The 19265-nt window shown below is 38.7% G+C and carries 20 protein-coding genes and 1 riboswitch; of the genes, 8 read left to right on the top strand and 12 right to left on the bottom strand.

Going from position 1 to position 19265, the window contains the following annotated elements:
- Positions 1-238 precede the first annotated feature (238 nt).
- From MSG95_RS11060 to MSG95_RS11025, 8 genes are all read right to left on the bottom strand, one after another.
- Positions 239-565 carry an H-NS family nucleoid-associated regulatory protein gene (locus MSG95_RS11060; protein WP_002053185.1) on the bottom strand — a complete coding sequence of 109 codons (327 nt, stop codon included), beginning with the start codon at positions 563-565 and terminating at the stop codon, positions 239-241.
- Between the two features lie 193 nt (positions 566-758).
- Entirely contained in the window at positions 759-1199 is a 441-nt protein-coding gene (locus MSG95_RS11055) for an acyl-CoA thioesterase (RefSeq protein WP_004699193.1), read from the bottom strand.
- A 7-nt stretch (positions 1200-1206) separates the two neighbouring features.
- On the bottom strand, positions 1207-2400 hold the full coding sequence (locus tag MSG95_RS11050) for a hypothetical protein (protein ID WP_019457025.1): 1194 nt from the start codon (positions 2398-2400) through the stop codon (positions 1207-1209).
- A 9-nt stretch (positions 2401-2409) separates the two neighbouring features.
- A complete protein-coding gene (locus MSG95_RS11045) occupies positions 2410-3249 on the bottom strand; it encodes a hypothetical protein (RefSeq protein ID WP_077165231.1) in 840 nt (279 codons plus the stop codon).
- Positions 3250-3257: 8 nt separating this feature from the next.
- Positions 3258-4025 (bottom strand): uroporphyrinogen-III synthase, encoded by a 768-nt coding sequence (locus MSG95_RS11040; RefSeq protein ID WP_077165232.1) that lies wholly within the window; start codon positions 4023-4025, stop codon positions 3258-3260.
- A 4-nt stretch (positions 4026-4029) separates the two neighbouring features.
- Positions 4030-4947: a hydroxymethylbilane synthase gene (hemC, locus tag MSG95_RS11035; protein WP_213033551.1), complete on the bottom strand. Its 918-nt coding sequence runs from the start codon at positions 4945-4947 to the stop codon at positions 4030-4032.
- Positions 4948-5047: 100 nt separating this feature from the next.
- Positions 5048-5788: a LytR/AlgR family response regulator transcription factor gene (locus tag MSG95_RS11030; RefSeq protein ID WP_019457021.1), complete on the bottom strand. Its 741-nt coding sequence runs from the start codon at positions 5786-5788 to the stop codon at positions 5048-5050.
- A gap of 60 nt (positions 5789-5848) precedes the next feature.
- Complete coding sequence (locus MSG95_RS11025) at positions 5849-6988, bottom strand: sensor histidine kinase (RefSeq protein ID WP_100290217.1); 1140 nt, start codon at positions 6986-6988, stop codon at positions 5849-5851.
- Here MSG95_RS11025 and argH point away from each other — a divergent pair.
- Positions 6979-8412, top strand: coding sequence for an argininosuccinate lyase (argH, locus tag MSG95_RS11020; RefSeq protein WP_077164319.1), 1434 nt, complete (start codon positions 6979-6981; stop codon positions 8410-8412). The two genes, MSG95_RS11025 and argH, sit on opposite strands and share 10 nt — an antisense overlap.
- 9 nt (positions 8413-8421) lie before the next feature.
- Positions 8422-8691: an oxidative damage protection protein gene (locus tag MSG95_RS11015; RefSeq protein WP_004699209.1), complete on the top strand. Its 270-nt coding sequence runs from the start codon at positions 8422-8424 to the stop codon at positions 8689-8691.
- A 312-nt stretch (positions 8692-9003) separates the two neighbouring features.
- Here the strand turns inward: MSG95_RS11015 and phoU are convergent, their stop codons facing one another.
- From phoU to MSG95_RS10990, 4 genes are all read right to left on the bottom strand, one after another.
- Positions 9004-9726, bottom strand: coding sequence for a phosphate signaling complex protein PhoU (phoU, locus tag MSG95_RS11010; protein WP_000075183.1), 723 nt, complete (start codon positions 9724-9726; stop codon positions 9004-9006).
- Between the two features lie 106 nt (positions 9727-9832).
- A complete protein-coding gene (locus MSG95_RS11005; RefSeq protein ID WP_077165275.1) occupies positions 9833-11164 on the bottom strand; it encodes a TolC family outer membrane protein in 1332 nt (443 codons plus the stop codon).
- Between the two features lie 96 nt (positions 11165-11260).
- Positions 11261-12166 (bottom strand): DMT family transporter, encoded by a 906-nt coding sequence (locus tag MSG95_RS10995; protein ID WP_077165235.1) that lies wholly within the window; start codon positions 12164-12166, stop codon positions 11261-11263.
- Positions 12159-12740, bottom strand: coding sequence for a TetR/AcrR family transcriptional regulator (locus MSG95_RS10990; protein ID WP_039254208.1), 582 nt, complete (start codon positions 12738-12740; stop codon positions 12159-12161). The genes MSG95_RS10995 and MSG95_RS10990 overlap by 8 nt, the downstream gene beginning before the upstream one ends.
- Before the next feature lie 110 nt (positions 12741-12850).
- Here MSG95_RS10990 and MSG95_RS10985 point away from each other — a divergent pair, with 110 nt between their 5' ends.
- The 6 genes from MSG95_RS10985 to gluQRS all read left to right on the top strand — a co-directional run bounded on the left by MSG95_RS10985 (position 12851) and on the right by gluQRS (position 19234).
- Positions 12851-13933 carry a hypothetical protein gene (locus MSG95_RS10985; protein WP_139344756.1) on the top strand — a complete coding sequence of 361 codons (1083 nt, stop codon included), beginning with the start codon at positions 12851-12853 and terminating at the stop codon, positions 13931-13933.
- 34 nt (positions 13934-13967) lie between these two features.
- Positions 13968-14102: riboswitch (TPP riboswitch) on the top strand.
- Positions 14103-14191: 89 nt separating this feature from the next.
- The gene (gene thiC, locus MSG95_RS10980; RefSeq protein WP_004699222.1) at positions 14192-16069 is read left to right on the top strand and encodes a phosphomethylpyrimidine synthase ThiC; all 1878 of its coding nucleotides are present in this window, start codon (positions 14192-14194) and stop codon (positions 16067-16069) included.
- Positions 16070-16144: 75 nt separating this feature from the next.
- Positions 16145-16771 carry an NUDIX domain-containing protein gene (locus MSG95_RS10975; RefSeq protein WP_077165236.1) on the top strand — a complete coding sequence of 209 codons (627 nt, stop codon included), beginning with the start codon at positions 16145-16147 and terminating at the stop codon, positions 16769-16771.
- A gap of 4 nt (positions 16772-16775) precedes the next feature.
- The gene (cpdA, locus tag MSG95_RS10970) at positions 16776-17588 is read left to right on the top strand and encodes a 3',5'-cyclic-AMP phosphodiesterase (protein WP_019457015.1); all 813 of its coding nucleotides are present in this window, start codon (positions 16776-16778) and stop codon (positions 17586-17588) included.
- A 211-nt stretch (positions 17589-17799) separates the two neighbouring features.
- On the top strand, positions 17800-18336 hold the full coding sequence (gene dksA / locus MSG95_RS10965) for an RNA polymerase-binding protein DksA (protein ID WP_002121205.1): 537 nt from the start codon (positions 17800-17802) through the stop codon (positions 18334-18336).
- 1 nt (position 18337) lies between these two features.
- On the top strand, positions 18338-19234 hold the full coding sequence (gluQRS, locus tag MSG95_RS10960; protein WP_077165237.1) for a tRNA glutamyl-Q(34) synthetase GluQRS: 897 nt from the start codon (positions 18338-18340) through the stop codon (positions 19232-19234).
- Positions 19235-19265 lie beyond the last annotated feature (31 nt).

Here is a 19265-nt window from a genome sequence, read left to right as displayed (position 1 = left end):
GAAATTCATGCGCGTGTGGCAGTTCTGAATAGATTTACGGAATTAGGTAGACCTCGCACCCAAGTTGTGTCTTAAATTTGAATGGATTGGGGAGAACTCAGCTTTTGAATGTTTATGCAACAAAGCCATTAGGAATTTAAACACTTTATTGATGACTTGATATTTAAAATAAGAATTTTTATTTTTTAAAATAAAAAAGCCAAGCAAAATCGCTTGGCTTTTTAAGAAGCAAAAACAATTAGATTAAGAAATCTTCAAGTTTTGCACCTTTTTCAATTTCAGCAACTAACCAACGTGGTTGTTTACCGCGACCAGTCCAAGTCTCTTCAGAATTGTTTTTGTTTCGGTAACGTGGTTCTACAGATTTACGTGTAGTTTTCTTACGTTTTTGAGCACCAAACTCAAGAAGTTGTTCAACACTGAAACCTACATTTTCAGCAATCTCGATAATTTGATTATAAGCATCTTCGATTGCTTGATCTTTTTTGCTTGCAATTAAAGCTTCTGCTTCTTCTTGTAAGCGTTTTAACTCTTCAACAGATAATTCACTAATATCCGGTTTCATTAATAAATACTCCAGTCTTACTGACAATTCAAATAATACAGACAAAATTTAAAACATTAAATCATAACCAATAGTATTTATAATCTATTAAATAAGCAATAGTTCAAAAGACAAGTTCATCAGAATAATGCTATAAATTTACTTTTTAATTACATTAATAATTATAATTGCAATATATTTTCTTAATATTTATTTAAGCTAAATGTATTAAGTCATGTCCTACTGATTTTTCTAACTCAATTATTTTACTTTTTACTTCATTTGGTATTTCACATTTTAACCCTGTCGTTTTATCTAGACAGACCATTATGGCTTCACCCGTAGCAACGATTTGCTGCTGTGCTTCACTCCATAATATATAAGCCATACGGAATGCGCTATTGCGTATTTCTTCTACACGAACCCCTACTTTCAATACATCAGGATAAAAAACGGGTTTTAAATATCTGCACTGACTTGAAGCAACAACAGTATATATATTGGGGATCAATATATTTACATTTTCCATATATAAAATACGTGAGCTTTCAATATATCTATAATATTGTACATTATTGACATGACCAAAAGCATCCATATCTCCCCATGCAACTTTCTGGTCGTATATTACAGGGTAGACAGACAGTTCTTTCATTTTTACCTCAGATTTTAAATTTTAAAAAATTTGCATCATTTTCAAAGATTAGGTTTAACTGTTTAATTAACTCATCATCTTCTTTTAAGGTGGATTTAATACGTAAATAGTTCATTAAAATATTATCAGGGTATAAACTTAATAATATTTCAGCTTCAGCTTGACGATTCGTTGCCATGTAAACATGCCATTTTGCAAATGTTAAAACTGGCAAATTCATATATTGAGTTTCAAGTTGATTTATCTTTTCTTCAACATCGGCATAGTCAGGAACCTGCTTAAGCAGTTGCTGCTGAAACCACAAATAAAATACTTCTGGATCAAATTGCTCTTTGAGCAGATGCAAAGTTAATGTTTCATGCTGAATACTCATTTCTGGCATACGTGCCAAAAGTTTTAGCCACAGCAATTTACTACTATAGGGTCTGGTTTGAATCTCAGACTCTAAATCTAGATAACGCTGTTGCAATGCATGCAAGTCATCAATTGAAGCTTGATCAAATTGTTGGAGAAGCTGCTGCAACCATAAATCACGATGCTCAGCGTCCAATAATCCATATTTCATTGAACGTAAATATAACCATGGTTGCTGTAAAGCAAGCTGCCCCCATAACGCAGTTAATCGCTGTTGATAGGCTGTCTCGATTTCTTCAAGCCATGGCGATAATTGATGCTGATATAGGAACTCAAGATGTGTTAATGCACGTTCAGCTTCATTTTGAGCTAAAAATATTTCAATCCGCTGTAACTCTGCCAATTCAAAAGCCATCGGTGGCGATTGATCTAAAGCATCTAGAGCCTTAGGGTAATCTTCATTTAATACTAAGAACTTGGCATCAATAATATTTTTTAAAAGCCCCGACTGGGTAAAAACCCGTTCGATAAAGACACGTTGATCTTCGGCAGCTTCTAATAGCCAGACAATACCCAATTGCTCATAGGGATGAAGGTTTTTAAACTGAAAAATATTCTCTCTTTTACGTTGTTCACGAGAAGAATAACGTTTAATCCAAAGCCATATTAACTGAGCAATAAAACTCATTAGGACAAAAGTAAGGACTAATCCCCACACGTTTGTTTGCAATTGCAGCTGTCGCCAGTAGATATAAACATATCCCATGCCGTAGCCATAGCTAAGCAAAGCCAAAGCTGCAAAAAGTACTAAACTAATAAGAAGATAAACCCATAGGAGATGTTTCATATGCCCTCCTTATGAGCCTAGTAGGCCAAGAGTCGATAATTTAGGTACAGGTACGATAGATAAGTGAGATACTTTAGCAATACGATTTTTCAATTGCTGACTGGTCGCATCTGGCATTTCATTTAATTTCTGCATTACTGATTGCAGCTCATTTTGATATTCAGCCATTTTTCCTTGGTTTAATGCCTGCTCGGCAATTAATAACCTTAGTTGCACTTCTTTTAGCACAACACTTCGATTCATTAAATTAATAGACGGTGTTTCTACTTTTTCAATACGGAACCATTTCTTCCACCAAGATACTGACTCAGATTGATCCATCTCAAGTTTAGGTCGAGCCAATACTTGCTGAATATTTTTATCGATAGTTTGCAGTAGATCGTCAATCATTTGATGACGCTGATTTTGAGCAATTACGTATTGTTGTATTGCTTGTTTATCTTGTTCAAGCGCCTGATTTAGACTGTGTTTTAATGCTGGAGCAATTTCATATTGAGGCAATGCTTGTTGTAACTGAGTTAAATGATCTACTGCATAAATAAACTGTTGTTGATCAATCGCAAACTGAATTAAGTCTAATTTTTGTTTAATTAATACCGTTGGCTCAATGCCTGCATGAATGATTTCACTATTTGTCGATGGTGCCGACTGAACATCACTACCCGGCTGGGTTTGAACTTGTCTCTTTAGCGCAACCAACTGATCATTCAGATTGGCATATTGCTGTTCCGATTGGATTAAGCTTTGCTGAAGCTCAGGAACCGTACGAGAAATTTGCCACATATCGTAGCTAAGCTTAGCCAACCAAGCGATGCCCAGCAAAATGATAATAGAAACAAGTTTTCTCATACGAATCCTTATAATGCCTGAATGTGATGAATCATCCCCGAAGGCGATAAATTTTCAAGTTGAATAATGTGAAAATGAGCCTGTTGCTGATCGCGATATTTTTTTACAAGTTGAAAAAGACGTGGTCCTAAAACCAAATATACACAATCAGGTTGTACATTATTATTTAAACAAAGCTCTAACCAATATTTCCAGCTTGCCTCACTGGTAATTAAGACAAGCCATTTTTCTAAATTATAATTTGAATTCTGTGTCAGATGCTTAAATGTTGAATATGAGTCTTGTGGGCACTGCCGATGATATAAGACAAAATTTAAAATCTGGATACCTTGCTGCTGCAAAGTGTCCATCATAAATTGGCGGCCGCCTTCCCCTCTCCAAAAAGCCACACTACCCGTCTGCTGCATATTATAGAGAATAGGCAGTCTGAGCATACCTTCAGAAGTTTCAACATCTGGAACATGTGCTTCAATTCCATATTCATGGAGACGATTCGCCGTGGCCTGCCCAACCGCAATCCACTGAATATGTTTTAAGTTATCTAGCTTTAAACCACTTTGCGTTAAGTACTGCATACCCACATCAACTGCAGTAGGGCTCACAACTACAATCGCTTGTGCATCTGTCAACTGCTGATAGAGTTGAAAAAGTGAATCTGAAAAAGGCTGAGCAACCAGCTCTAAAAGAGGTAAAGACTCGACCTGATACCCCTTATTTTGCAAAGCTTCTGTTAATTCAGCTGCACGTGAGTCAGGTCGAGTATTAATAAACAGCATAGTTTTAGTAAAGAGCCTTTAATAAATCGCCAGCACCTTGTTCAAGTAAGTTTCGAGCAAGGTTCTCACCTAATTGCTGAGCATTATGAATTTCATCGTTCAGTTCAGCACGCAGTAATGTTTGTCCATCGACACTACCTACACGGCCTTCAATATGAATTTTGCCATCTTGTAAGGTTGCATAACCCGCAATAGGTACCTGACAACCACCTTCAAGATAGGCATTAAATGCACGCTCAGCACGTACACATACGTCAGTCTCTATGTGTAAAAGAGGTTGTATTAAAGCCAATACGTCTTGATCATCTGCACGACATTCCAAACCAAGAGCACCCTGTCCAACAGCAGGCAGACTTACATTTGGCTCGATAGTATGACGAATGCGATTTTCTAATCCTAAACGTTTTAAACCAGCGCTTGCCAAAATAATCGCATCATATTGACCATCATCTAATTTACCTAGACGAGTTCCAACATTGCCGCGTAAATCAATAATTTGTAGGTCTGGGCGTTGTTTTAAAATCTGCGATTTACGACGTAAGCTTGATGTACCAACTCTCGCTCCTTGTGGTAAGTCAGCAAATTTTTCAAAATGATTTGAAACAAAAGCATCTAATGGATCTTCACGTTCACAAATGACTGCCAAGGTTAAACCTTCTGGCAATGCCATTGGCACATCTTTCATTGAATGTACAGCAAGGTCCGCGCGACCATCTAAAAGAGCAGCTTCTAATTCTTTAACGAACAGCCCTTTGCCACCAATTTTTGCTAAAGGCGTATCTAAAATTTTATCGCCCTGCGTGACAAACTTGACCAACTCTACCGTTAAATCTGGGTGAAGCTCCTGCAAACGGGCACGAATATGTTCTGCCTGCCAAAGAGCAAGTGGGCTTTGTCGTGTAGCAATTTTCAAGGTTTTCATAAATTCAAGCATGGGCTGGTCAAACAATACACCCTAAACTTAACTTGATCCCTTAAAATTGCAAGTAAAATCTCACCAGCAAAAATAAGACAAGCGCAAGTTAAAGCTGATGTATCCGCTCTCTGAGCGTAGACAAATGACGACGGCTAACAGAAAGTCTTTCATCAAGGCCTCGTAAACGAACCTGATACTGACCTGAACTTACAAGCTCTAAACCATCTAAATAAGCAATTGAGACCAAGGCATTTCGATGAATACGAATAAATTGATCTGCAAATTCAGTTTCAAGCTCTTTCAGTGTTTCATCAATTAATACACTGCCATTTTTATGACGTATCGTGACATATTTTTGATCTGCCAAAAAATAATAGATATTTTCAACAGGAATCAGTTCAACCCCACGGTAGGTTTTGGCAGCAATTTGATGTCTTTGTGTTTTTAAATCCTGTAAAAGTTCAGGGTTTGGCAAGGCATTGAGCTGTGCTTGGGTAAGTTGCGTTAACTGCTTTAAAGCTTGTTCAAGTTCTGCCGGATCAATCGGTTTAAGAAGATAAGCTTGTGCTTGTGATTTAAACGCCTCTAAAGCATGCTGATCATAAGCTGTACAAAAGACAATAGCAGGTCGAGGGTTAAGCTGGCTTAACTGTTCCGCACAGACGAGACCATTCATACCCGGCATTTGGATATCAAGTAAAATCACATCTGGTTGATGAAGCCGTGCCTGTTCCAAGGCATCTTGGCCATGATGAGCTGTTGCAACAACCTCATGTCCCATCTTTGAAACTAAACGTGACAATCGCTCCACTGCTAATGGCTCGTCATCACAAATTAGCACCTTCATTCATCCTCCTTGTCACCGTTAACTTGGTCCATTTTTTTATGGTTAACTCTGACTGGCTTATTATTTTGATTGGTATTGATAGCTCATAATAGTGGTATATAAAGTTTCACCCTTATATACCTGGAACCTAACTGAGTTCCCATAATACGCTTTCAAGCGTTGTTTAACGTTTTCAAGAGCGATTCCATGCCCTTTCCGTGATTTTATTGTATCGTCTGTATAAGGGTTGGTAATGACTATACTGACCTGATTTTGCAATATTTCAACCAATACCCCTATGGTTGCCTTACCCATCATTGGTTCCACCCCATGAAAAATACTATTCTCTAACAAAGGTTGTAATGTCAATAAAGGAATCGTGACCTGCTTTAATTGCAAAGGTTCAAGCTCCACTTTCCAGTCGACTTGTAAACGCTCACCTAAACGTATTTGTTCAATCATTAAGTATTGTTTACTGAGTTCAATTTCTTCATACAAGCTTACCAATTTTAATTCTTGGAAACTCGCTCTAAATAAACGCGACAGACTAATCAGCATACTTTCAGCTTTATCTGGGTCTATCGTAATTAAACTCACCACATTATTTAAACTATTAAATAAAAAGTGAGGATGAATACGCGCTTGCATGGCCTGAATACGCGCATTTAATTCTGCATATTGTTGATGTAACCACTGTTCTCTGACATATAAATAGCGCAAACAAAATGCGCCGAGTAGTATTCCATAGCTTAAATATAAAGGGACATTGGTAAAATAAATGCTCCAGTCATGCGCTATATCACTCGTTCTTTTCAAGATTCCGAATTGAAAAAAATTACTTATTAGGGTGGTCACTACCACAATCGCTTGCAGCATAACAAAGCCAATTGCCAAAGCATATTTTTGCTGAAGTTGACTAAAAAAATTTTGAAAATATTCAACTAAGGCAAAAAAAGACAAAATCACCCAGTTAATAAAAATCATATATTGTAAAAGGCGCGACCCGCTTAAGGCATGCCACGATTGCGCTTCAGCCAAAGCTAAAACCAATGCCAAAACATTACTTGCGATAATTAATTCGAATAAATGTTGCCAACGATCAATTTTCGTAAAAAAATAGGAGGAATTTTGATTTCGATATGCTGTAGAAAACAACTTTGTTTGTTGAGCTTCGGCAAGTGATATACTCTTTTTTATTTTACTGAGCCACCATGACCACATCTTCAAATCCCCCTAATTCAGCAGCCCCAGACCAAACCTCAGGTATGTGGGGTGGTCGTTTTTCTGAAGCGACAGACGCTTTTGTAGCAGAATTTACTGCCTCTGTTCAGTTTGACCAACGTTTTTATAAGCAAGACATCGCAGGTTCAATTGCGCATGCTACCATGCTTGCAAAAGTTGGCGTACTCACAGAAGCAGAACGAGACGACATTATTGAAGGTTTAAGCACCATTCGTGCAGAAATTGAAGCTGGAAACTTTGAATGGCGTATCGATCTTGAAGATGTTCACATGAACATTGAATCACGTTTGACTCAGCGTATTGGCATTACAGGTAAAAAACTCCATACTGGTCGTAGCCGTAATGACCAAGTTGCAACTGATATTCGTCTTTATCTACGTGACGAAATTGATGACATTTTAGGTTTATTAGAGCGTTTACAAAAAGGCTTGTTAGGCTTGGCTGCTAAAAATGTAAATACAATTATGCCGGGCTTCACTCATTTACAAACAGCTCAACCAGTAACTTTCGGCCATCACTTATTGGCATGGTTTGAGATGTTAGTTCGCGATACAGAACGTCTTCAAGACTGCCGTAAGCGTGTTAACCGTATGCCTCTTGGTTCCGCTGCTCTTGCAGGTACTACTTACCCGATCGATCGTGCTTATACAGCAGAACTTTTAGGTTTTGAAGCTGTATCTGAAAACTCTCTTGATGCTGTATCTGACCGTGACTTTGCCATTGAATTTAATGCAGCAGCTGCGCTTATCATGATGCATTTATCACGTATGTCAGAAGAACTGATTCTTTGGACTTCTGCACAGTTCAAATTTGTGAATATTCCTGACCGCTTCTGTACTGGCTCATCAATTATGCCGCAGAAGAAAAATCCGGATGTTCCAGAACTGATTCGTGGTAAATCTGGCCGTGTATTTGGTGACTTAATTAGCTTACTTACGCTCATGAAAGGTCAACCTTTAGCGTACAACAAAGACAACCAAGAAGATAAAGAACCTTTGTTCGATGCTATCGATACGGTTCGTGGTTCACTTATGGCATTTGCAGACATGATTCCTGCATTGGTTCCGAATATTGAAATCATGCGTGAAGCTGCACTTCGTGGATTCTCAACTGCAACTGACCTTGCTGACTACTTAGTGAAAAAAGGCGTTGCGTTCCGTGATGCGCATGAAATTGTAGGTAAAGCTGTTGCATTAGGTGTAGCTGAAGAAAAAGATTTATCTGAGTTAACACTTGAGCAATTACAACAATTCTCTGACTTAATCACAGCAGACGTATTCGATAAAGCTTTAACACTAGAAGCTTCTGTAAATGCACGTGATCATATTGGCGGAACTTCACCAAAACAGGTTGAAGCTGCAATTGCACGTGCCCATACACGTTTAGAACAGTTATACGCTTAAGGATAAATCATGAGTCGCCAAGTATTTTGTCGTAAATATCAAAAGGAAATGGAAGGTCTAGACTTTGCTCCTTTTCCTGGTGCTAAAGGCCAAGATTTCTTTGAAAATGTTTCTAAGCAAGCATGGCAAGAATGGTTACAGCACCAAACTACGCTGATTAATGAAAAGCGTTTAAATGTGTTTGAACCAGATGCAAAAAAATTCCTTGAAGAACAACGTGAGAAGTTCTTCAATAATGATGAAAGTGTTGAAAAAGCAGAAGGTTGGAAACCTGAATAATTAGCTTGCTCTAACCTTATCGTCATTAAGAAGGCGGATCTATATACATAGATCTGCCTTTTTTTACGTGAAACTTACACAAACATATAAAGCCTTACATAGAGCGCACAGGACTCTACATGACATAAATTCAATGAAACCTTATCATGAATCCATAGCAAGTGAGACACGATCCCTGTCGTGTTTTCTCTTAATGCACTTGATTTTCTGTCCTGAACTTCCCCCCAAAGTTCGGGACATTTTTTTATCTATTATTTTTAGTTATAAAAAAGCCTTGTTTGAAACAAGGCTTTTATTTTCTCAATTAAAGCATTATTTTTCGTGGACTTTTGCTTCAATTTCTTCAATTTTGGTATGACGAGCATCAAAGCCTTTCGCCATATAAATCACTTGTTCAGCAATGTTACGCGCATGGTCGCCAATACGCTCTAAAGAACGCAAAACCCACATCACGTTAATTACGCGAGCAATATGACGCGGATCTTCAATCATATAAGTCATTAAAGTACGCGTTGCTGATTGATATTCACGGTCAATGTCAGCGTCTGCTAAAAGTACACGTAATGCCTGATCGGCATCTAAACGTGCAAAAGCGTCTAGGGCATCGTGAATCATGACACGTACTTGGTTACCAATATGACGAGTTTCCATGTAACCACGAGGTGATCCACCCTCTTCACAGAGGTTCTGTGCAATACGAGCAATTTTTGCAGCTTCATCCCCAATACGCTCAAGGTCAGTATTGGCTTTGCTCATGGCAATAACCATACGCAAGTCAATCGCTGCTGGATGACGACGCGCCAAGATGAGTGTCAAACCCTCATCAATATCACGCTCATATTGATTGACTGCATTATCTTTAAATTGAACATCAATCGCTAAATTCGCGTCTGTATCAAGCAAAGAATGAATTGCATTGGCAACCTGTTGTTCGACCAAGCCACCCATGGTCATAAACTTTGTGTTCACATCTTGCAAATCTTCATTAAATTGAGAAGAAATATGATGGCTTAACACCGGATTACTTGGACTCAAGGAAGCCTCCAACATGATGGCGCAGGGATAAAATGATTGAGCATTAAAACACATCAATCATTAAATTTTTATGACAAAATTAAAATTCAGATAAAAGCATTTTTTATTACTGATACGTTAACCAGCTGTTTAATTCGACCAGATCTTTTTCACCTAACTGGCCTACAGCAGCTTTTAAACGCAGTACATTTAATAAATAGTCATATTGAGCATTAAGATAATCCTGTTTTGCAGAAAAAGCATTACGCTGCGCCAATAAAACATCAACCATACTTTTTAAGCCTTCGTTATAACTGGCTTTTGAAGCTTGCGACACAAGTGCCGAAGAATCCATTGCTGCTTTTCTTGCTTCAAGTTTTGCACGGTCGGTATCTACCTGCATAAAAGCACTTTTTACATCAACATTGGCACGGCGAATGGCCGCATCGAGTTGGGCTTGTGCTTTATTTAACTCTACACTGGCTTTTTTAATAGAGGTTCGGGTCTGTCCTCCATTAAATAAATTCCAGTTCATCTCCACACCAATTTGGTCAAACTTCCCGTCAGTTGAAATGAGTGTTTCTGGTGTTTGTTTGGTATAGCCATAGCTGGCAACTGCGTCTATCTGTGGATAAAGCGCAGCTTTTTCCACACGGCGTTGATCTTCAGCATATTGTCGTTGTAAACGTGCTTGCTGAATTTTTAAATTTTGTTGCTGGGCTAAATTCAACCAATCATCAAGCTGGGCTGGATAAGGTTTTTGAAAAGTAAAATCACTTCGTAAAACTGCAAGCTTATCTTGATAGGGGCCAATATATTCCGATAGTTGCTCTTGAGCTAATAGAATCTGTACATTGGTCGCAATACGATTGGCTCTGGCACTTTGATATTGAGCATTTGCCTCACTCACATCACTACGCGCTACCAAACCTTCTTTAAGCTTAGCATTCATCATGTTGAGCTGTTCAAGTAAAGCCTTTTCTTCTTGTAAATATGCAGCAGTAAGTGCTTGCTGACGAAGTACATTAAAATAAGCTTCTGCGACATTTAAAACATGATCTTGTTTTTGCAGTCTTAAAGTGATTTCACTGAGTGCAACTGAGGTTTTAACCTGTTTATAACCTTCCCATGCATCCATACGAAAAAGAGGCTGACGAGCAGACAAAGTTGCTTGTTTAGTGGTCGATGTATTACTCACTAACGCATCTGACAGCCCTTCTTGATCAACACCCGGAAAATTCGAACGTTTTACTGTTTGGCTATTACGATTAATTTTTCCAGACAAGGTAACTGTCGGTAATAAAGCGCCCGTTGCTAAGCCCAAATTAAGCTGATCTGCTTCAAATTGTTGTTGATTCGCTTGCCATGTCGGATCATTTTGTTTCGCGCGCTCATAAGTTTCAACTAAATCTAGAGCAAAACTTGACGAGGTAAAACTCCACAAACCCGCCACAAGCATTAATTTTATTTTCATTGTTTAAATCAACGATAAAACTTGGCTTTAAGACTAAGAAAAATTTGAATCAAACTCAAGCCATTAAAAGTTTTAGTTTTTTTAAGTGTTCCGAGTTTTTGACAATATTAAAATACAAATAAAAATCAAAAACATGCCGATCCAACCCAACCATGAAACATGCTCACCCACTAACACAATCGCAAAAATCGCAGCAACTAAAGGTTCAAATAAAGTTAAGGTAGTCGCTTTGCTCGCATTTACTGTTTTTAGTCCAAAACCGAAAAGTAAATAACCCAAAAACATAGGAATCAGCATCATATAGCCAGCCACAAGTAAATTGGTTGAGCTTTGTAATAATCCTTCACCTGTAACCAACAAAGTAGGAAGCAAAATAACTGCCCCGCCACCCATAATCATGCCCATTGCAGCTTTAGAGGCAACACCTCGATCTATTAATTTTTTTGCAGCCCATGAATAAAGCGAATAAGTTGTAGCTGCGATAAGCCCAAGAAGAATACCGAAGTATTTATTCCATTGATTTGTACTATCTAGAACCGCATGACTTTCACCCATCGACAACATCGTTACGCCAAGCACACCGCAGACAAAACTTAGAAACCAGATGGTAGACAAAGCTTTGCGATCAAAAAACCGCTCTAAAATTGCTGCAATCAGTGGAGCCGAGCCAATTGAAACCACAGTACCAATCGTAATGCCGGCATAATGCATTGAGGAATAAAAAGCTAACGGGTAAATACCCACCGCCACTATACCCAAAAGCAGTATTAAAAGATTCTCCCTTATAAATTGTCGGTTTTCACGGATCGCTCGCGATGCAACTAAAGCTTGTAAAAGACCTCCACCGCCCATCGCTGCGGCACCAATAGCAAGTGGGCCAAGTGTCGGTGCAAATGCCGCCGCAGTACCTGTTGTTCCCCACAAAACAGAGGCAACTAAAATCGCAATTGTGCCTCCATAGCTACTATTTTTAATGAGGCTAATCATTTGAACATTCTCTATTTAAAATGTCTTCTGCCATTTGCTTTGCTAATAGAAGTTGACGACTGTTGCCTTCCAAGCCTGCTCGTGCCATAGAGCCTTCTAAAAGAAATGAAAGCTGTGTAGCCACATAGTTAACACGCTGTGAGTCTGGTATTAATTTTTTTAAATGCTCGGCAACAATAGCCTCAACTTCTTCTTTATGTTGTCTTACCGAACTTCGACCTGAACTATTCGCGGGAAACTCTGCGGCAGCATTTAAAAGCCCACATCCTCGAAAGCCTTTTTCATAGGCAAATTCCGCATGGTCTTGATAGGCATCAAATACGGCCAAAATAGCGTCTGTAGCTGTTTTTGTTGTTGCTAAACGGTTTTGATACAGGTCTAACCACTCTTGATGCCGCGCAGCAATATAGGCATCGACCAACTCACCTTTTGAAGAAAAATTATTATAAAGCGACATCTTGGCTACATCTGCTTTAGTCGTAACTGAGTTAATACCAGTTGCAGTAATGCCGTCGTTATAAAACAAAGTTGAAGCGGCATCGAGAATTTTCTGTCTTGCTGTTTTATCATTCATAGTTTTAATTTAAGTAGACCGACCTACCTAATAATAAAGATTTCTAACAATGATGCAATCTTTTTCCGAGTTATAATTTGAGCAATATTCACTTTGATAAAAATACAATCATGAAAAAAGTTTTAATAATGAGTATGTGCAGTGCACTACTTTTAGCTGGTTGCAATAAAACCTCACAGCAAGATCAAGTTGTATCTAAAGAACAAGAAACTACTAAACAAGAAGCTACCCAAAAACAAGAAAGTAGTTGCACACAAATTATGACTGCAATGAAAAAAATTAATCAAAACAGCAAAATAGAAGAATTGAACCAAATTAATGAAAAGCTCAAAACCTGTGTTCCATCATTAAAAAATGAGGAACAACTTAAGCTAATGAATGCTTCAACCGCCATGTATCAACGTTTCCTTAAACAAGACGATAATGAAAAAACAGCGAAAGCTTTTGAGGCATTTGGCTATGCCATTTTAGAAAAAGAACCATTAGATGCTAAAAAAACAATGAAAACCAAGAAAAAGTTATTCGATCAGCTTAGTACTCGTGATCAATATCTGATTCAACATGAGGGCCAAGCCTATATCGAACTTCTCTATCAAGGTGAAGGAATGTTTACGTATCGACGTCAGCCAAACTATTTAGTTGATGTTTTTGCTAAAGCCCTACCCGCTGACCAAAAAGAGTTCTTAACGCGTATGGCAAAAGACAATAAAGAGATTTTCTATGACGACGGCGCTTTAGCTATCTCATGGAAAGAGCTTACTGAGCGTGCATTATTTTGGGAGAAATTTATTCAAAAATATCCAAAGAGTTATTTTATTAGCGATGCAAAATTATTATTTAATGAGTACCGATACTTTATTTTCTTTGGCTTAGATAATACGCCTGTGTCCGATGAGTTTGCTCCAAACACATGGATTGATAAAAATGCTTTACAACAAATTCAATTTTTATCTACACAAAAACAGTCGAGTTTAGCGAAACCTGCTCAAGAGTTTCTTAAATTTATTGCCACTCCAGTTGAAGAACGAAATAAGCAGTTTAACCTAGATTTAATGGATGAAAATGGACAGGAAAAATCAAACTATCAGCTTGTCCATGAACAGCTTGAGCAGTTATTAAAACTAGAGTCACCATGGAATACTCAAAGCTACCGTGACTGCCACATGGATGCAGTTTGTATAGATACAAATTGACAATGCCAGCCAACCTAAAACATGTTAGTCTTTAAATCGCTTGACGGAGCGCGAGTAATAGCTCGCTGAGATTGTGTAAATTCCGTGTTATCGCAACACAAGTTTGATCACAAGTACCGTTGAACCTGATCAGGTTAAGACCTGCGTAGGAATCAAGCCATCTAAAAACTTACAGCCTTAAATTTATCTACTAAAGATAAATCCGCCATCGTTTTTGGTCGTGCTTGATTCGTTGATGTTATTCATAAGGATCATGTGATGAACCAGTTAACGAATCTTTCTTCTGCTGAAATTTCAGCTCAACATGAACAAGATGCAAAAGATTTAACCCGCATCTTGCCTGCTTCAAAAAAAGTTTATATTGAAGGCTCTCGCCCTGATATTCAGGTTCCTATGCGGGAAATTTCTTTAACAGATACCCCTACTGGACTTGGCGGTGAACATAATCCACCTGTTATGGTCTATGACACGTCAGGTGTTTATACAGATCCGAATGTTCAAATTGATTTAGACAAAGGTTTACCTTCAGTTCGCCAAAACTGGATTGAAGAACGTAATGATACCGATGTACTTGATGGCTTAACTTCAAAGTTTGGTCAGGAACGTTTAAAAGACATTCGTACCGCTGACATTCGTTTTGCTCATATTCAAAACCCACGCCGCGCTAAAGCAGGTAAAAATGTCACTCAAATGCACTATGCCAAGCAAGGTATTATCACACCTGAAATGGAATATATTGCAATTCGTGAAAATCAACGCCAGCGTGAAGGTGTTGATATGCGCCAACATGCTGGACAGAATTTTGGTGCAAAAAACTTAAAAGAAATTACACCTGAGTTTGTTCGCCAAGAAGTTGCTGAAGGTCGCGCAATTATTCCTGCCAACATTAACCATCCAGAACTTGAACCAATGATTATTGGTCGTAACTTCTTGGTTAAAATTAATGCCAATATTGGTAACTCAGCTCTTGGCTCTTCAATTGATGAAGAAGTTGCAAAAATGACTTGGGCAACTCGTTGGGGTGCCGACACGATTATGGATTTGTCGACAGGTAAGAATATCCATGAAACACGTGAATGGATTATTCGTAACTCACCTGTTCCAATCGGTACCGTGCCAATCTATCAAGCCCTTGAAAAAGTGGATGGTGTTGCAGAAGATCTGACTTGGGAAATCTTCAAAGACACACTGATTGAACAAGCAGAACAAGGTGTTGATTACTTCACGATTCACGCAGGTGTCTTACTTCGCTATGTGCCGCTTACAGCAAACCGTTTAACGGGTATTGTGTCTCGTGGTGGTTCAATCATGGCTCAGTGGTGTCTAGCACATCATGAAGAAAACTTCTTATACACACATTTCGATGAAATCTGTGAAATTATGAAAGCTTATGATGTTTCATTTAGTTTAGGTGATGGCTTACGTCCGGGTTGTATTCAAGATGCCAATGACGAAGCGCAGTTCAGCGAACTTAAAACATTAGGTGAGCTGACTCACCGTGCATGGGAACATGATGTTCAGGTCATGATTGAAGGTCCGGGCCATGTACCAATGCACATGATTAAAGAGAACATGGACTTGCAGTTAGAAGTATGTAAAGAAGCGCCATTCTATACGCTTGGGCCATTAACAACTGACATCGCACCGGGTTATGACCACATTACTTCTGCAATTGGCGCAGCCATGATTGGTTGGTACGGCACAGCGATGCTTTGTTATGTGACGCCAAAAGAGCATTTGGGCTTACCAAACAAAAAAGATGTTAAAGATGGAATTATTACCTATAAGCTTGCAGCACATGCTGCTGACCTTGCTAAAGGACATCCGGGTGCTCAAGTTCGCGATAATGCCTTGTCAAAAGCTCGTTTTGAATTCCGTTGGGATGATCAGTTCAACTTAAGTTTAGACCCTGACACAGCACGTAGCATGCATGATGAAACCTTACCAAAAGAGGCGCATAAATCTGCTCACTTCTGTTCAATGTGTGGTCCGAAATTCTGTTCAATGAAAATCACCCAGAATGTACGTGACTATGCCAACAATCTCACCAATAACGACTCAGAGGTTGAAGAAGGCCTCAAAGCGATGAAAGAGGTTTATCAAGAGCAAGGACAAAAACTGTATCATAAAGTGTAAATATTCAAAAAAAACACTTGCCTAGACATGATTCTCGGTTAGGATGAAATAAATAGATTTCGTCCTGATCGAATCATGAGTATTGTCGAGCGTCCAAGTTATACATCTAAAGATGTCGAAGTAACATCACGTGAATCTCTGTTCAGTGGTTTTATTCAAGTTGAAAAAGTTAGCCTTCGACATCGTCTATTTAATCAGTCTGAATATACTCCTGTATTGCAGCGCGAACTTGTACATCGGCCTGAAGCGGCTGGTGTTCTTCTCTACAATGACCAAAAACAACAGTTTGCACTGATTGAACAGTTTCGTGTGGGTGCTTTAGGTGATTCTCAATCACCATGGCAGCTTGAAGTTATTGCTGGGGTATTAGATGGCAATGAATCACCAGAAAACTGTATTCGACGTGAAAGCCTTGAAGAATCAGGTTGTGAAGTTCAGGATTTAGAACATCTATTTAGTTTTTATCCATCAGCAGGTGCATGTTCCGAGCTATTTCACCTGTATGTTGCCGAAACCAATTTACCAGATGAAGGCGGTATTTTTGGGGTAGATGATGAGGGTGAAAATATTCAGCTACATTTGTTTAGTTATAGTGAAATTCAAACACTACTCGACAGCGGACGTTTAAGAAATGCCCCTGTTATTATGGCATTGCAATGGCTGGCTCAACACAGCAAAACGATAATAAATCCGAAGAGGTAGGACGGTGACTTTTCAAGTCTCAACACTTTCACAAAAAAATCATGTCATCATACAAATTACCGATACACATTTATTGGAGTATCCACAGCTAGAATTTGTCGGGATGAATCCTGAAGAAAGTTTCCATGCCATTATCAAACAGATATTAAAGCAACATCCTGAAGCAGACGCGATTATTCATACTGGAGACCTCGCACAAGCACCGACACCGCTTACCTACAAGCGTTATATAAACTTTATGCAAACCTTGGGGTTACCTTTTTTTCATACGCTAGGTAACCATGACAATGTGGACCACTTTCCTTTGCATAACGAAAATCATCAGGAACCTGTGGTTGTAGGTTTAGGCAACTGGCGCATCATTATGCTCAACAGTGCCGTAAAAGGAAAAATAGATGGTCATTTGTCTTCAGAACAATTAAAAAACCTAGCGAATTTGCTTGAACAATTCGCAGATCACCCAGTTTTGCTGGCTTGCCATCATCATCCATTTGCCATGAAATCAAAATGGATTGATCATCATAAGCTTCAAAACTCAAATGCCCTTCTGGATACGTTAAGTCCATTTAAAAATGTAAAGGCATTGGTCTGCGGACATGTCCATCAAGACTCTCTTAATATTTGGCAAGGTATCGAGTTTTTCTCCACACCTTCAACAAGTGTGCAATTTAAACCGTTTAGTAAAGATTTTGCGCTCGACCAAAATGCACCGGGTTATCGTTACATTCGTCTGAATAATGATGGCACTTTTGAAACAAAAGTATTTCGACTTGAAAATTTTAAAACCCTTATAAATACTGATATTTCAGGCTATTAACCCTATTTTTTATATGCTTATATAGAATTATGACTGGGGTAAACACGTTTTGAAAATATTTACGGGTCAGAATGACTATCATCTTGCAGGAAAAATCTATATGATGACGACCCGATGGGAAAATCCCATCGATGGTTTTCTATAAAAACACTTGCATATCACCATATTTTTTGCGTATAGATAATACGTGTATGATGAGGAATGCCCTATTATGGCGAATGACAACCACAACCAAGTTTTGGATGAACATACAGAAGTTGTAGTAGAAGGTGATAAAGCTTCTGCAAAACGTGCACGTAAAGTGAAACCTAAAACTTCTGACATAGGCACAACTGCAAGTTTATTTGGTATTGCACCTTATCAACCTAAGAAAAATGAAGAGTACATGTCTGAAGGACAGCTCGAGCATTTCCGACAAATTCTGCAAGCATGGAAAGCTGAATTAATGTCTGAAGTTGATCGTACTTTAAATACGATGCAAGACGAATCAACTGCACTGCCAGATGTAAACGATCGTGCTACCCAAGAAGAAGAATTTGCAATTGAATTACGTACACGCGACCGTGAACGTAAATTAATTCGTAAAATTGAACAATCTATGGAAGCTATTAAAAACGAAGACTACGGTTTCTGTGAAACTTGTGGTATCGAAATCGGTTTACGTCGCTTAGAAGCACGTCCAACTGCAACGTTATGTATTGACTGCAAAACTTTGGCAGAAATTAAAGAGAAGCAAAATAACGGTTAATATGACCGCTGTAGCTACTCAAGAAAAGCCCAGCTTTTCGTACTCAGGTCGGTTTGCGCCCTCGCCAACCGGCCCTTTACATTTCGGATCACTGATTACTGCTGTTGCCAGTTATTGTGATGCCAGAGCTCATCAAGGGCGATGGGTAGTTCGTGTTGAAGACACCGACATCCCACGTATCTATCCCGGTAGTGAAGACCATATACTTGCATCAATTGAAGCTTTTCAGTTCGATCCCGATGCCGATATTATCTTTCAAAAAGACCGCCTAGACATTTATGAAAGCGTATTAGACCAGCTTAAAAAAGAAGGTCTGGTTTATGCTTGTCAGTGTACCCGTAAAATGCTCGGTTCAAATGCAATCTATGCAGGCACTTGCCGTGATTTACATCTCGACTTTCAAGATCAAGCAATTCGGGTAAAAGTTCAAGATCAGCAAATTTGTTTCGATGACCGCCTACAAGGATACCATTGCTCCAATCTACAATATGACCTTGGAGACTTTGTTCTTAAACGGCGCGATGGCATTATTAACTATCAACTTGCTGTAGTTGTAGATGATTATCTGCAAGGTATTACTCACGTTGTTCGCGGTGCAGACCTCTTAGATAATACCGAACGTCAAATCTGGCTAGGTCAACTGCTCAATTATCCTAAACTCAGCTATATGCATCTTCCTTTAGCTATGAATGACCAAGGGCAAAAACTTTCTAAACAAAACCTTGCCCATGCGCTTGATTTAACCAAGGCACCTCAATTACTACAACAAGCTATACAAGCACTAGGCCAACCAAAGGTTGATTTAGATCGCCCTGAAGTGATGCTCAAGCAAGCTGTAGCGCAGTGGAATGTAGATTTAATTCCTCATAAACAAGAGCTCAGCGGAACATATTTATAAATGAAAAAGCCCGATTTGATATCGGGCTTTT

It is taken from the genome of Acinetobacter sp. IK23 (assembly GCF_035615275.1).
Taxonomy (GTDB): Bacteria; Pseudomonadota; Gammaproteobacteria; order Pseudomonadales; family Moraxellaceae; genus Acinetobacter; species Acinetobacter seifertii.
The sequence above is the reverse complement of the archived record's forward strand: the minus strand, read 5'-3'. Positions and strand labels throughout refer to the sequence as shown.